This is a genomic window from Salegentibacter salegens (assembly GCF_900142975.1).
Taxonomy (GTDB): domain Bacteria; phylum Bacteroidota; class Bacteroidia; order Flavobacteriales; family Flavobacteriaceae; genus Salegentibacter; species Salegentibacter salegens.
Map to the genome: position 1 here is coordinate 3,975,000 of NZ_LT670848.1, position 13,913 is coordinate 3,988,912.

Here is a 13,913-nt window from a genome sequence, read left to right on the forward strand (position 1 = left end):
CTTGTCAACTTAGATCCTGAAACAAGTTCAGGATGACGTTAAAAAATCAGCTTTCAGTACACTTCTAATTATCTAAAAAACTACAAGGCTGTGGTCCCTTGTAGTTTTTGTGATTTTTTCTGTTCAAATTCTTTTATAGCGTCCAGTTTACTTACCAGAAAATCTATATCGTCAAAACCATTGATCATACAGGTTTTTTTATAAGGATCTATTTCAAAACTTTCTGAAATATCTTGCTTCGGAATCCCAATTTTCTGAGATTCGAGGTCAACCTTAATTTCTACGGAAGGATCTTTGGTAATCTCAACGAAAAGCTGGTCCAAAAATTCCGGGCTTACCTGAACCGGAAGCAATCCGTTATTAAGTGCATTTCCTTTAAAAATATCGGCAAAATAGCTGGAAACAACTACGGTAAATCCATAGGCTTTTAAAGCCCAGGCGGCGTGTTCCCGGCTGGAGCCGCAACCAAAATTATCTCCGGCTACTAAAATAGATCCTTTATATTCTGTTTTGTTTAAAGCGAATTCAGGATTTGGCTGGTCGTTTTTATCAAAACGCCAGTCCCGAAAAAGGTTTTCTCCAAAGCCAGCTTTATCAGTAGCTTTTAGAAACCTAGCCGGAATAATCTGATCGGTATCTACGTTTTCTATTTCTAAAGGAACCGTCGTATCGGTTAATGTGATAAACTTTTCCATTTAATTTAAGTGTTTTGTAAAGTCGGTTAATTTCCCTGAAATAGCTGTAGCCGCAGCAGTTAACGGACTCGCTAATATGGTTCTGGAACCCTGTCCCTGTCTTCCTTCAAAATTTCGGTTACTGGTAGAAACACAGTATTCGCCTGCAGGAATTTTATCGTCGTTCATTGCTAAACAAGCCGAACAACCCGGTTGTCGCAGTGTAAACCCTGCATTTTCGAATACTTCTCGAAGTCCTTCAGCTTCTATTTGCGCTGCAACCTGGCGTGAACCGGGCACAATTAGTGCATTTACATTTGCTGCTTTTTGTTTACCTTTTATATAAGCCGCTGCCTGGCGAAAATCTTCAATTCTGGAATTAGTACAACTACCAATAAAAATCCAGTTAATGGTTTTTTCGAGTAAAGATTCACCGGGTTTAAAGCCCATATAAGCCAAAGCTTTAGCATCGCTTTTTCCACCTTCCATTGGAATGGCGCCGGTGATTTTTATGCCCATCCCGGGATTTGTTCCGTAGGTAATCATCGGTTCAATATCCTCGGCCTCAAATGAATATTCCTGATCGAATTCAGCGTCCTCATCGGTTTTTAGCGTTTTCCAAGATGCCTGTGCTGCTTCAAACTCTTCACCTTTTGGTGCGAATTCTTTGCCTTTTACATATTCAAAAGTGGTTTCATCTGGAGCGATTAGGCCACCGCGGGCACCCATTTCTATGCTCATATTACAAACCGTCATTCGGCCTTCCATAGACATTTCTTCGAATACATTTCCTGCATATTCGCAAAAATATCCGGTTCCCGAATTTGTTCCGAGTTTGCTTATTATATAAAGAATCACATCTTTTGGTAAAACCCCTTTTTTGAGTTTACCGTTCACATTTACGCGTAATTTTTTTGGTTTTTGAACCAAAACACACTGGCTGGCAAAAACCTGGGAAACCTGGCTGGTGCCAATTCCGAAGGCAATAGTGCCAAAAGCGCCGTGAGTAGAGGTGTGACTGTCGCCGCAAACCATCGTCATTCCCGGTTGGGTAATTCCAAGTTCAGGAGCCATTACGTGAACAATCCCGTTATAAGGATGGCCCAGGCCGTAAAGTGTAATATTATTTTCCTCGCAATTTTGGGTTAATTCTTTAAGCTGTTTTCTAGACAATAAATCTTTAACCGGTAAATGTTGATTTTCAGTCGGTGTATTATGATCTGCTGTTGCTACAGTCTTATCTGGCCTGAATACTGAAATTTCTCGCTCCTTTAGCTCATTAAAAGCCTGAGGACTCGTGACTTCGTGTATTAAGTGTTTATCGATATATAAAATATCGGGACCATCGGGTATAGATTCTACCACGTGTGCATCCCAAATTTTATCGAATAAAGTTTTCTTCATTTTTTTATAAATTCAATCCCAATTTGTGTTCAGCTTTCTGCTGGCATTTTAGGCTATGGCTCTTATTTTTCTTTCTGAAATTTCCATTATTTCGTGAATATCGTTGTCTTCCACGCATCTTCTGGCATCAGCATAATTCAGGAATTCTGAATAAACTTCATCTAACTGAAGTTTGGTTAAATCGTATCCCATTTTCTTTGCTTTGTAGGCTAAAGCTGCTCTTCCGCTTCTTGCAGTAAGTACAATGGCCGATTCGGTTACGCCAACTTCTGCAGGATCTATAATTTCGTAGGTTTCGCGGTTTTTAATCACGCCGTCCTGGTGTATTCCGGAGCTATGTGCAAAGGCATTGGCACCTACAATAGCTTTATTTGGCTGCACGAACATTCCCATTTCTCGAGAAACCATACAACTGGTGTCAAAAAGGAATTTAGGGTCTATGTGTGTATTTAAATTTAAAGTGGGGTGCTGTCTTAAGATCATGACGACTTCTTCTAAAGCGGTATTCCCGGCACGCTCGCCAATTCCGTTAATAGTACATTCTATTTGGCGTGCACCATTCATTACCCCGGCAATTGCGTTTGCAGTAGCAAGGCCTAAATCGTTATGGCAATGACACGAAAGCGTGACCTTATCAATATCTTTTACGTTGTCTTTTAAATACTTTATTTTTCTTCCATATTCTTCTGGAAGGCAATATCCGGTAGTGTCTGGAATATTCAATACTGTTGCTCCGGCTTTGATCATTTCGGTACAAACACGAGCTAAAAATTCATTGTCTGTTCTTCCTGCATCTTCGGCATAAAATTCAACGTCATCAACAAAATTCTTTGCGTGTTTTACTGCAGCTACACCGCGAATAATAATTTCTTCTCTTGTAGAATTGAATTTATATTTAATGTGAGGATCTGAAGTACCAATTCCAGTATGAATACGTGGCTTTCTGGCATATTTTAGAGCTTCAGCTGCAACTTCGATATCTTTTTTAACAGCACGGGTGAGTCCACAAACGGCGGCATTCTTTGCCAGTTTAGAGATTTCGTAAACCGATTGGAAATCGCCGGGACTTGAAACAGGGAAACCTGCTTCTATAACATCTACTCCCAGCTCATCAAGGCGTGCAGCGATTTTAAGTTTTTGGGCTGTATTTAATTTACAACCTGGAACTTGCTCTCCGTCTCGTAACGTCGTGTCAAAAATTTCTACCTTTTCTGTGCTCATAAGAGATTTATTTTGCTTTATCTTTAACTAAAGTATTGTTAATCTATACACTCCAGACCTGCGCGGATTAGGTCATTACGATAATTAAACTAAAAAATAAGATGTAATATCACTGTAAATCAGTGTTTTATAAACGATTCTGTTACAATGACTAATGATTTAACCGATAACTTATTTTCTTTGATAAAGTCGCTTTCGCCTTCAGAAAAGCGCCAGTTTTCATTGTATGTTGGAAGAATTGGTGTGAATACCGATAGTAAGTTCCTGAATTTATTTAAGGTAATGACCAAGCTAAAGAAGTACAATGAGAAAGAAATTCTTTTAAAAACAAAAATTAGCAAGCAGCAACTGTCTAATGTAAAAGCACATTTATACAAGCAAATTCTTATTAGTTTAAGGCTGAATCCTGCGCACCAGAGTATACCGGTGCAAATTAGAGAGCAGTTTGATTTTGCATATATCCTTTACCGAAAAGGATTGTATAAACAAAGTCTGAAATTGCTCGATAAGATAAAAGGACAGGCGCTTGAATATGAGGAAAAAAACCTGGCTTATGAGATTCTGGAGCTGGAAAAGATAATAGAATCACAATATATTACCCGAAGTATAGAAAACCGGGCCGAAAGCCTTATCCAGCAAACCCGGGATTTGAGTGATCTAAATTTAATTTCGAGTAAACTTTCAAATTTATCTTTACAATTATATGCTATATTCCTGAAAATGGGATATGCCAGAACTCAGGAAGAAGCTGATAGTATCAGAAATTATTTTTACCAGAGCCTTCCGGAATATAAGATTAAAAACATAGGTTTTAGAGAAAAGCTTTGGCTCTATAAAGCTCATTTATGGTTTAGCTTTATTACCCAGGATTTTTTGGCGTGCTACCGTTATTCTATGAAATGGATAGATCTTTTTAACGAGCATAAACATTTGGTATCTATTCACCCCGTTTCCTATTTAAAAGGAAATCATTATTTACTGGAATCTTTATTTTACCTTAATCATACCAATTTATTCGAGAAAACCCTTAAGAATCTTGAAGGGATGCTGAAGGACGCCAAAATCCCCGACGATGATAATATCAAGGCCCTGGCTTTTCTTTATTTATACTCCAATAAACTGAATTTACGCTTTATGCAGGGCAATTTTTCCAATGGGGATGTGTTAGTCGAAAAAATTCAGAAACGGGTGAAAAAATATAAAGACCGAATTGATGAGCATCACATTATGGTGTTTTATTATAAAATTGCCTGTTTATATTTTGGTGACGGAAACAATAAAAAGTGTATCGAATTCCTAAATAAAATCATCAATAACAAATCGCTGGAAATGCGGGAAGACCTTATGTGTTTCGCCCGAATTTTAAGTCTGGTAGCCCATTATGAAGCCGGCCTGGATTATCATTTAGACCGTTTAGTAAAATCTACCTATAAGTTTTTAATTAAAATGAACGATTTGCACGAGGTACAGAAAGAAATGATTCGTTTTCTTAGAAATTTACCCGAAGTTTCGCCTCTTGAAATTAAAGATGAATTTAAAAAGCTGCACAGTAAACTAAAGGAATATGAAGATCATCCTTACGAACGCAGGGCATTCCTCTATCTTGATATCCTTTCCTGGTTGGAAAGTAAAATAGAAAACCGCCCTGTAGCCGATGTTATTGCTGAGAAAGTGGCTTTAGTGAGCCGTTAGTTATTTTCTAAAGATTATAGGTAGAGCGTATCGCGTAGCAATGGGTTCTCCAAAACGTTTGGTAGGATTCCATTTTGGCATTTTGGTCAAAACCCTTACAGCTTCTGCATTGTAACGATGTGGAGCGCCATCTACTATCTTAATTTCAGATAGATCTCCGTCAGGATTTATGGTAAACATCAAAACTACCTTAACTTCCATGTCTTTATCATGTTCCTGTGGAATATTTATATTTTCCTGCAAAAAACTATATAATCTTTTCTCACCGCCCGGATAGGAAGCAGGAATATGATATTCAAAATACTCTATTTCCTCACCTTTTTCATTCCATACCTGCCCTTTTTTTAGCTTATCTCTTTTAAAAACATCCTTTCTTCTTAGATCTCCATTTTCCCAATAGGCGATAAGCGTTCCGTGCTTTTTTCCATTTTTAAAAGGAAGCTGATAAAATAACTCGCCAGATTTATAAAACTGTTTATGCAAACCATCATAAACCTTTGTTTTACCTCTAAGATCGTAAGTGTGCTCCGCTTTTTTCGTTCCATCTATAAAATAGGTAGTTCGTAGAAAATCATATTTCTGGTCTGGAGTGGGAGTGATAATTTTAAAATATTCAGCGCCTTCTTTGGTATCCAAGTCCTGGTACTTATTATCCATATAAATGGTATCCTGGGCAAATGCGGAAAATGAAATAACAGTAAAAATTAAGCTGAGGTAAAGATTCTTCATAGGTGATTTAGGTAGTTTTTAGTTTATACAATTATTCCAAAGCACTTCATCTGGAGGAGGTGCAATAATTTGGATTTCTTCTTTTTTTACAGGATGAATAAATTTAAGTTCCCTGGCGTGCAGGTGAATACTGGCATCTTTATTACTTCGGTCAAATCCGTATTTTAGATCTCCCTTAATCGGGCTGCCTATCGCCGAAAGCTGACTTCTAATTTGATGATGTCGCCCGGTATGCAAATCTACTTCCAACAGAAAGTAGTTATCGAGTTTTTTCAGAAGTCGGTATTCCAGAATAGCTTTTTTGCTTTCAGGAACTTCTTTAATATGTGCGTAAGATTTGTTTTGTTTCGGATTTCTTTTCAAAAAATGAACTAAAGTATCCGATTTTTTCGGCGGAGGATTTTTTACTATTGCCCAATAAGTTTTTTGCGCTTCTTTTTCTTGAAAAAGTTTATTGAGCCGGGGAAGAGCTTTAGAGGTTTTCGCAAAGAGAACAATGCCACTGGTTGGCCTGTCGAGACGATGAACTACGCCCAAATAGACATTTCCGGGTTTATTATATTTTTCTTTTATATAAGATTTTACGACTTCGCTTAGCGGCTTATCGCCTGTTTTATCGCCCTGAACAATATCACCGGGCCGTTTATTTACCACAATAATGTGGTTGTCTTCAAAAAGTACCTGTAGGTTGTTTTTATCTGAAATTACTTTTTCCAAAGAGAAGTTTTTATTTGTACTGCCAACTGTAACTGTTCACTAAACTAATACTGCTCATCATCAGATGGGAACTTTTTGCTTTTTACATCGTCCCGATAGCCTTCAAAAGCTTTGGTCATTTCGGTATGTAAATCGGCGTATCTTCTTAAGAATCTTGGGTTAAATTCGTGTGTCATTCCCAGCATATCGTGAACCACCAAAACCTGGCCATCTACACCGTTGCCGGCGCCAATTCCAATTACTGGAATGCTTATACTTTCGGCCACTTCTTTAGCGAGTTTTGCCGGAACTTTTTCTAAAACTATGGCAAAACAACCAAGACGTTCTAACAATAGCGCATCAGATTTCAACTTATCAGCTTCTTCTTCCTCTTTTGCTCTAACGGTATATGTACCAAATTTATAAATTGATTGTGGTGTTAAACCCAAATGTCCCATCACCGGAATTCCGGCATTAAGGATTCGTTTAAGCGATTCTTTAATCTCTTTTCCACCTTCAAGTTTTACAGCGTGTCCGCCGCTTTCCTTCATAATTCTAATAGCCGATCTTAAAGCTTCTTTAGGATCACTCTGGTAACTTCCAAACGGAAGATCTACAACAACAAGCGCACGATTTATAGCTCTTACCACGCTGGTTGCGTGATAAATCATTTGGTCTAAAGTAATAGGAAGGGTAGTTTCATGGCCAGCCATTACATTACTGGCAGAATCTCCCACAAGAATTACATCTATTCCGGCGCCATCTACAATTTTTGCCATCGAGTAATCATATGCGGTAAGCATAGCGATATTCTCGCCATTCTTTTTCATATCTACCAATGACTTGGTGGTAACTCTTTTATATTCTTTCTTAGCTATAGACATATTTCCAATTTTGGAAGGTAAAAGTACAAAAACACGCGGTTTTAAGGCAAGAAGCTGGTTTTATTGTTTTTTAAGTTCAGTAAAAAGCGATTTTAATAATTCGCCATCGTCTCCGTGGTATTGCCAAAACATTGCGCCACCAAGATCATTCTCTTTAATAAACCGAGCTTTTTCCTTTATAGACTCGGGATCATCATAGGTGATAAAGGTGCCGGTATCTTCGCGCCATAAATAGGGTGCTTTAGCCGTTTTATCCCACAAGCGCCTGTAATTACTTGTTTTTAAACTGTCTTTTAATTCCCGATAATTTATACTGAAAGAATTTCCGAAAGCTTTTTGGTGAAGACCTGAGTTTCTGTTTTGGGTTTCGTGCCAACCGCGCCCATAAAAAGCCATTCCTATAACAAGTTTTTCTGAAGGAGCGCCAGCCGCTAAATGTTCTTCTACAGCCTTTTTAGTGCTCTGTTTATAAACTTCGGGATCGGTTTCTGAGACATATAAATTGGTATGATGCGAAGTAGAATCGTTCCAACCTCCCTGGTAATCATAACTCATAATATTAATAAAATCCAGGTGGGGATGAATCTTGTTTAATTCAACGTGCTTTAAATATTCTTCATTTGCAGCGGTGGCAATAGTTAATAGATAATTTCGATTATCAATTTTGCCAACCGAATCTAACTTTTTTCTAAAAAGCTTCAAGATAGAGGTAAAGTTTTCTTTGTCGTCGGGAGAATGATTATTTCCTGCTCCCGGTTGTCCTGGATATTCCCAGTCTAAATCTATCCCGTCTATATTGTGTTTTTTAAGAAATGAAATTCCGCTGTTGGCAAATCGCTCCCTGTCACTTTTGGTAGCCACAGCTTCAGAAAAGCCACCAGACCAGGTCCAGCCCCCAACCGAAATCAGGATTTTTAATTCGGGATTATTATTCTTTAAACTGTTTAATTTCTTTAAGCGTTCTACATCTTTGGGATTTCCCTCTATAATTTTTCCGTCTTTAATATTTGCAAAAGCATAATTTATATGAGTAAGTTTTTCGGCAAAAATTTCATTAAACCTGTCATCAACATTGCCGGCTACAATATACCCCACAATCTTCTTTTGTGCTCTTAATGCTGAATTACTAAAAAGAAAAACTAAAAGTAGAATTAGAGAAATTACAGATGCTCTTTTCATAGTTTAAGGGATTAGCTTGAAGGTTTAAAATACTAAATTAGCGGTTCTATAAAAATACCTTAATGAATAAGTTATTCCTAATTAGTTTTTTGTTTTTCTGCCAGTTAGGCTGGAGTCAAAATTCAGAAAAAGAAGATCTTCAAAATTTGATCGAAGACTTTTTTGAAGCTTTTCACGCCCAGGATTCTAAAGCATTACGAAATTTTGCCCATCCAGAAATTAAAATGCAATCTGTAGCTATTGATGCTGAAGGAAATACTACCCTTTCTACCGAAGAATACACTACTTTTTTAAAATCTATTGCGTCAATTCCGGAGACCACTAAATTTGAAGAACAATTACATGGATTCGAAATTAATATCAATGATATGATCGCCAATGTAAGTATTCCTTATTCGTTTTTTATAAATAATGAATTGAGTCATTGCGGCGTGAACACTTTTCAATTGATGAAGTCTAAAGGCGAATGGAAAATTATTTATCTGGTTGATACGCGCAGTAAATTGGGGTGCGAATAATTTCTTCATTCTACATCTTTTACACATCTAAAGCCTAAATGTTCCAGGCCACTTTCGGGAGTAGAACTCATTCTGGCAGCGTTTCTATAACCTGTACAATAAGATTCACTGCATAAAAATGAACCACCACGAATAACTTTTTGTTGTTCTGCATTAAAATATTCCTTGAAATAACCATCGGTGCGTTGTTCCAGTTTTGAGTAGGCATTGGGATAATAAGTATCTAAAACCCATTCCCAGGCATTTCCTGCAATTTCATAAAGCCCGAAAGCATTGGGAGAAAAACTTTTTACCGGCGCTGTTTTCTCAAAATTATCTTTTACTTCGTTAGCAACAGGAAAATCACCCTGATGAAAATTAACAAACCCGGTAGCTTTTTCAAAATCATTTCCCCAGTGGTAGATTTGATTTTCTTTTCCGCCTCGGGCCAGGTATTCAAATTCTGCTTCTGTTGGTAAACGTTTTCCTGCCCATTTCGCGTATGCTAAGGCATCGTACCAGGAAACCTGCACTACGGGATGATTTTCCTTTCCTTCAATATCACTTTGCGGGCCTTGTGGATGTTTCCAGTTGGCACCTTCTTTAAATTTCCACCAGGCCTGCGGATTTTCGGGATCAAAAACCATTGCGCCGGGAGGAAAACTTTCTCCGTTGATTTCAAAACTGCGCTCGGCGGTTGTTATATAACCGGTTTTTTCTACAAATTTCCTGAATTCGGCATTAGTTACTTCCGTTTCGTCTACCCAAATGGTTTCAATAGTTTCTTGATGCTGCGGAAATTCATCGCGCCTGGCTTGTTGCGAATTTCCACCCATCGTATAATCCCCACCTTCAATTTTTAGCATTTTGGAAGTTGAAACCGAATCGCGTTCTTTGATTTCAGCAATTTCTTCTAAATATTTTTTGTGGTAGGATTTTTCAGTTTGTTGAATATTTTCTTCGGAAGTTTCATTTTTTTCCTTTTCCTGATTTTTACAGCTGAAAAATGAAAAAAATAGAAAAGTGATAATAGTATATTTTGAAAGGAAGAAACGCATTTTTAAATTTTCGGCTAAAGGTATAGAAGTGTTTCCAACTAAAGATTAACTGATACTGAAAATGTTTTCCAGCCAAGAACATACAAATTTTATACTCATAAAAGGAATAAGAATATTCAATAGGTTTTCTGAAATTTAGAAAGCAGAACTTTCAAAAAGTATTATTGGTGGCAAAATCACGAAAATAAAAAGCCACTAAATTCAAAATTAATATTTGAAAATTTCGTGGCAGTTTATTTAAAAATAAAAGTCTATTAAGGTTTTAAAACCACTCTAAATCTCGCTTTGTTATTGATCATTTTATCGTAGGCTTCGCTAACTTTATCTAGCGGATATTCTTCTATTTTAGGTTTTGTCCCGGTCATTGCGCTAAATTTTAAAGTATCTTCAGAATCCATTGCGGTACCGCTAGGCCAACCGGCAACCGATTTTCTACCCATTAGAAGTTCCATTGGAGAAACTTGAATAGGATCTCCGGTTGCTGCAACCATTAATAGCTTCCCGTCTATTCCTAAACCACCAATTACAGAGGTAATTGCTTCGCTATTTGGAGCAGTGGCCAAAATGAGTTTAGCACCGCCCAGCTTTTTCAATTCTTTGGCAGCATCTTTTTGTTTGGCGTTTATAAAATGATGTGCGCCTAATTCTTCGGCTAGCTCTTTTTTGCTGTCACTGGTAGAAATTGCCACGGTGCGCATTCCCATTTTTGCCGCATATTGTAAAGCCAGATGGCCTAAACCACCAATTCCCTGCACGGCAACGGTATCTCCGGCTGTAATTCCTGAATTTCGTAAAGCGTTAAAAACAGTAATCCCGGCACAGAGCAGGGGAGCGGCTTCTGCCGAAGATAATTCTTCAGGAATATTTACCACGGCTTCTTGTGGAGCTGTCATAAATTCGGCGTAACCACCATCGTAAGAGATTCCGCTTATTTTTCCGTTTTCGCAGCTTATAAAATCACCGCGGCGGCAGGGTTCACATTCAAAACAATGTCCGCCGTGCCATCCTACACCAACGCGCTGGCCTTTTTTCCAGTTGTTTACGCGTGCACCAACTTCTTCTATAATTCCTACCACTTCGTGGCCGGGAACGCGCGGATATTCAATGCCTGGAAACGCGCCATCTTTTACAAAAGCATCGCTATGGCAAATACCGCAAGCTTCTACTTTAATTAAAACTTCGTTCTCTTTTGGTGAAGGTTTGTCGATATCTACAACATGAAAATCACCACCTTTTTCTTTTACCTGTACAGCTTTCATAACTTTTTTTTTGGTTGGAAACTGAAGTTACAAAAAGGCTAAATGCTTCTGTTTTAATCCTTTGTTAAATAAGTTTATAAAAGCTTTGGAAGAAGGAAGAATACTACAATTCCGTTGTTCATGGCGTGCATAGCGATTGGCCAGATAAGGTTTCCGTTTTCGACTTTTATTTTTCCGAAGAAATACCCGGCGATAATTCTTGGAAAAATTAATATAAATAGAATAAGATCAAATTCCCATCCTTCAACATAATTCCAAATATGAACCAGCCCAAAAAGCACAGCAGTAAGTAGCCAAATAAACCTATAATTCCGGTATAGAATTATGCGAAATACTCTAAGAAACCTTGAAGGAGTAAGAGATTGTAAAAACAGAAAAATGATAATAGCCGATAAAATTACCAGGCCATATTTAAGTAATGAATGAGCTTCCTGTGGAATAAAACCGAGTCCTACAAAGGCAAGTACAGCACAAATGAAAATATAGATTTCGGTAAAAGAAGGTTTTATAAGTGTTCTAAACATACTTTCTTCCAGGAGTGGCGCGATAATTACCGCCATTAGGACAAATGCCAACGGACTTTCGTTCATTAAATCGAATAGTTCGGTTTGCTGGTATTTTTCCAGGTCTAATTCCGGTAAAAATGTATTTAAAAATCCCAGTAGAAAGAAAAACAAAAAATAGGTCCCAATCATGAACCAGTAGTTGCGAAAGAGATTGCTGACTTTAGGTGGGATTTTTGGAAGCTGCAAAGGATTGAATTTGATTATTGCTGCAATTTAATACTGTGGTGATATTTTAAGCCACGAATTCACGAATTTTTATTTGTGAAATAATAAAAACTGATAATTAAAAAAATGAACAATAACCGAAAACCGAGAACAGATCAAAAACAGATTGCCGCATCGCTTCGCTCTTCGCAATGACGATTATAATTATTTATTACTAACAATCGCTTAAATTCACTTTAACTGCAAGTCCGCCCTCTGAGGTTTCTTTGTATTTGGAATTCATATCTTTTGCGGTGTCCCACATTGTTTCAATCACTTTATCCAGTGGAACTTTAGCTTTAGTGGCATCACTTTCCAGAGCAATTTCAGCAGCGTTAATGGCTTTTATGGCGCCCATCGCATTCCTTTCAATACAAGGCACCTGCACCAAACCGGCAATAGGATCGCAGGTTAGACCAAGGTGATGTTCCATCGCAATCTCAGCAGCCATAAGGACCTGTTCTGGTGTGCCACCAAGTAATTCTGTTAATCCGCCGGCAGCCATTGCCGAGGATACGCCAATTTCGGCCTGGCAACCCCCCATAGCGGCAGAGATCGTGGCACCTTTTTTAAAGAGACTGCCAATTTCACCGGCAACCAACATAAAGCGTTTCATATCTTCAAAAGTAGCCTCGTGGTTTTCGATTACCATATAATACATCATTACTGAAGGTACGGTGCCGGCACTACCATTTGTAGGTGCGGTAACTACACGACCCAAAGATGCATTTACCTCGTTCACACTAATAGCAAAACAGCTAACCCACTTAAGGATTTGCCTAAATTTTACTTCAGTTCTTCTAATAGCACTGGTCCATTCTTCGGGAGAGTTATATTTTTCTTCGCCAATAAGACGCTGATGCATTTCAAAAGAACGGCGTTTTACATTAAGTCCGCCGGGAAGGGTTCCTTCGGTATGGCAGCCAATGTACATAGATTCCAGCATCACATCCCAAATTTGTTTTAAACCGGAATTTATTTCTTCTTCGCTTCTAAGGGATTTTTCATTTTCCAGAACAATTTCAGAAATAGGTTTGTTTTCAGCTTTGCAGTAGGCGAGAAGTTCTGTAGCTTTTTCAATTGGAAAGGGAAATTCCAAAAAGCTTTTCATCTTCTTACTGGCGTTTTTACGTTCTTTTTTAACAACGAAACCGCCGCCAATAGAATAAAAGGAAGAAGATATTTTTTTACCGTTTACCAGAGTTGCCCGAAAGGTCATTCCGTTGGGATGAAATTCAAGGAAATTACGATTGAATTTCACATCTTCAGCAATGCTAAAATCAATCTCTCTTTCAGCGTTTAAATGGAGTTTTTTAGATTCCCTGATTTTTTCAATTTCAGAATCAATAATGGAAATATCCATAGTTACAGGATCATGGCCGCAAAGTCCCAGAATGGTAGCGATATCTGTGGCGTGACCTATACCGGTAAGGGAAAGAGAGCCATAAAGATCTATGTGAATGTGTTCCACGTCATCAAAAGTCCCTTTTTGCTTTAATTCTGCAATCCAGCGTTGCGCTGCTCGCCAGGGACCTAAAGTATGAGAACTGGAAGGGCCTACGCCCACCTTCAACATATCAAAAACACTAATACATTCAATTTTTCGCATTGTATAACTCCTATTTTGCTACAAAAATAAGGATTTGTTAGTATGATGTAGAATGAATTGAAAAAATATTAAAACGATTTCGTAGGGAGTAAACTACTTTGAAATAAGATGGAGAGGCAATATAGTGTAATAATATTTTTGGTTTTAAGGAGAATTCAGGTGTATTTAAATTTCGATGATCGATTAAAGCGCAGATTTGGCAAGTGCTTTCAGGAAAAAATGACAACCTGTCATAAGTTTT

At 37.8% G+C, this 13,913-nt stretch carries 13 protein-coding genes; 2 read left to right on the plus strand and 11 right to left on the minus strand.

What is annotated here, in order from left to right; translation table 11 throughout:
• Nucleotides 1–80: 80 nt before the first annotated feature.
• The 3 genes from leuD to B5488_RS17650 are packed head-to-tail and all read right to left on the minus strand — an operon-like array spanning nucleotide 81 to nucleotide 3,299.
• Nucleotides 81–695 (minus strand): 3-isopropylmalate dehydratase small subunit, encoded by a 615-nt coding sequence (leuD, locus tag B5488_RS17640; protein WP_079736457.1) that lies wholly within the window; start codon nucleotides 693–695, stop codon nucleotides 81–83.
• The gene (leuC, locus tag B5488_RS17645; RefSeq protein WP_079736458.1) at nucleotides 696–2,078 is read right to left on the minus strand and encodes a 3-isopropylmalate dehydratase large subunit; all 1,383 of its coding nucleotides are present in this window, start codon (nucleotides 2,076–2,078) and stop codon (nucleotides 696–698) included. It lies immediately after the preceding gene.
• A gap of 48 nt (nucleotides 2,079–2,126) precedes the next feature.
• On the minus strand, nucleotides 2,127–3,299 hold the full coding sequence (locus B5488_RS17650; protein ID WP_079736459.1) for a 2-isopropylmalate synthase: 1,173 nt from the start codon (nucleotides 3,297–3,299) through the stop codon (nucleotides 2,127–2,129).
• A 147-nt stretch (nucleotides 3,300–3,446) separates the two neighbouring features.
• Between B5488_RS17650 and B5488_RS17655 the strand changes: the two genes are divergently transcribed.
• Nucleotides 3,447–4,991, plus strand: a complete 1,545-nt coding sequence (locus tag B5488_RS17655) for a hypothetical protein (protein WP_079736460.1) — start codon at nucleotides 3,447–3,449, stop codon at nucleotides 4,989–4,991.
• On the opposite strand, the gene B5488_RS17660 is transcribed toward B5488_RS17655, so the two are convergent.
• Genes B5488_RS17660 through B5488_RS17675 form a run of 4 tightly spaced genes read right to left on the minus strand, consistent with a single transcriptional unit; the run spans nucleotide 4,992 to nucleotide 8,479 of the window.
• Nucleotides 4,992–5,720: an energy transducer TonB gene (locus B5488_RS17660; protein ID WP_079736461.1), complete on the minus strand. Its 729-nt coding sequence runs from the start codon at nucleotides 5,718–5,720 to the stop codon at nucleotides 4,992–4,994.
• An 18-nt stretch (nucleotides 5,721–5,738) separates the two neighbouring features.
• Nucleotides 5,739–6,437: an RluA family pseudouridine synthase gene (locus B5488_RS17665; protein ID WP_079736462.1), complete on the minus strand. Its 699-nt coding sequence runs from the start codon at nucleotides 6,435–6,437 to the stop codon at nucleotides 5,739–5,741.
• A 44-nt stretch (nucleotides 6,438–6,481) separates the two neighbouring features.
• Nucleotides 6,482–7,300: a 3-methyl-2-oxobutanoate hydroxymethyltransferase gene (gene panB / locus B5488_RS17670; protein ID WP_079736463.1), complete on the minus strand. Its 819-nt coding sequence runs from the start codon at nucleotides 7,298–7,300 to the stop codon at nucleotides 6,482–6,484.
• 60 nt (nucleotides 7,301–7,360) lie between these two features.
• On the minus strand, nucleotides 7,361–8,479 hold the full coding sequence (locus B5488_RS17675; RefSeq protein WP_079736464.1) for a glycoside hydrolase family 18 protein: 1,119 nt from the start codon (nucleotides 8,477–8,479) through the stop codon (nucleotides 7,361–7,363).
• A gap of 62 nt (nucleotides 8,480–8,541) precedes the next feature.
• Here B5488_RS17675 and B5488_RS17680 point away from each other — a divergent pair, with 62 nt between their 5' ends.
• The gene (locus B5488_RS17680) at nucleotides 8,542–8,997 is read left to right on the plus strand and encodes a nuclear transport factor 2 family protein (RefSeq protein WP_079736465.1); all 456 of its coding nucleotides are present in this window, start codon (nucleotides 8,542–8,544) and stop codon (nucleotides 8,995–8,997) included.
• Between the two features lie 5 nt (nucleotides 8,998–9,002).
• Here the strand turns inward: B5488_RS17680 and B5488_RS17685 are convergent, their stop codons facing one another.
• The 4 genes from B5488_RS17685 to B5488_RS17700 all read right to left on the minus strand — a co-directional run bounded on the left by B5488_RS17685 (nucleotide 9,003) and on the right by B5488_RS17700 (nucleotide 13,672).
• Nucleotides 9,003–10,034, minus strand: a complete 1,032-nt coding sequence (locus B5488_RS17685; protein ID WP_079736466.1) for a formylglycine-generating enzyme family protein — start codon at nucleotides 10,032–10,034, stop codon at nucleotides 9,003–9,005.
• Nucleotides 10,035–10,288: 254 nt separating this feature from the next.
• Entirely contained in the window at nucleotides 10,289–11,293 is a 1,005-nt protein-coding gene (locus B5488_RS17690) for an alcohol dehydrogenase (protein ID WP_079736467.1), read from the minus strand.
• 74 nt (nucleotides 11,294–11,367) lie between these two features.
• A complete protein-coding gene (locus B5488_RS17695; protein WP_079736468.1) occupies nucleotides 11,368–11,988 on the minus strand; it encodes a CPBP family glutamic-type intramembrane protease in 621 nt (206 codons plus the stop codon).
• 250 nt (nucleotides 11,989–12,238) lie between these two features.
• The gene (locus tag B5488_RS17700; protein ID WP_079736469.1) at nucleotides 12,239–13,672 is read right to left on the minus strand and encodes an L-serine ammonia-lyase; all 1,434 of its coding nucleotides are present in this window, start codon (nucleotides 13,670–13,672) and stop codon (nucleotides 12,239–12,241) included.
• Nucleotides 13,673–13,913 lie beyond the last annotated feature (241 nt).

Coding starts and splice junctions, on each gene's coding strand:
- B5488_RS17700 (WP_079736469.1), bottom strand. CDS start 13,672: ATGCGAAAAATTGAATGTATTAGTGTTTTTGATATGTTGAAGGTGGGC.
- B5488_RS17660 (WP_079736461.1), bottom strand. CDS start 5,720: ATGAAGAATCTTTACCTCAGCTTAATTTTTACTGTTATTTCATTTTCC.
- panB (WP_079736463.1), bottom strand. CDS start 7,300: ATGTCTATAGCTAAGAAAGAATATAAAAGAGTTACCACCAAGTCATTG.
- B5488_RS17680 (WP_079736465.1), top strand. CDS start 8,542: ATGAATAAGTTATTCCTAATTAGTTTTTTGTTTTTCTGCCAGTTAGGC.
- B5488_RS17695 (WP_079736468.1), bottom strand. CDS start 11,988: ATGATTGGGACCTATTTTTTGTTTTTCTTTCTACTGGGATTTTTAAAT.
- leuC (WP_079736458.1), bottom strand. CDS start 2,078: ATGAAGAAAACTTTATTCGATAAAATTTGGGATGCACACGTGGTAGAA.
- B5488_RS17650 (WP_079736459.1), bottom strand. CDS start 3,299: ATGAGCACAGAAAAGGTAGAAATTTTTGACACGACGTTACGAGACGGA.
- B5488_RS17655 (WP_079736460.1), top strand. CDS start 3,447: ATGACTAATGATTTAACCGATAACTTATTTTCTTTGATAAAGTCGCTT.
- leuD (WP_079736457.1), bottom strand. CDS start 695: ATGGAAAAGTTTATCACATTAACCGATACGACGGTTCCTTTAGAAATA.
- B5488_RS17675 (WP_079736464.1), bottom strand. CDS start 8,479: ATGAAAAGAGCATCTGTAATTTCTCTAATTCTACTTTTAGTTTTTCTT.
- B5488_RS17685 (WP_079736466.1), bottom strand. CDS start 10,034: ATGCGTTTCTTCCTTTCAAAATATACTATTATCACTTTTCTATTTTTT.
- B5488_RS17690 (WP_079736467.1), bottom strand. CDS start 11,293: ATGAAAGCTGTACAGGTAAAAGAAAAAGGTGGTGATTTTCATGTTGTA.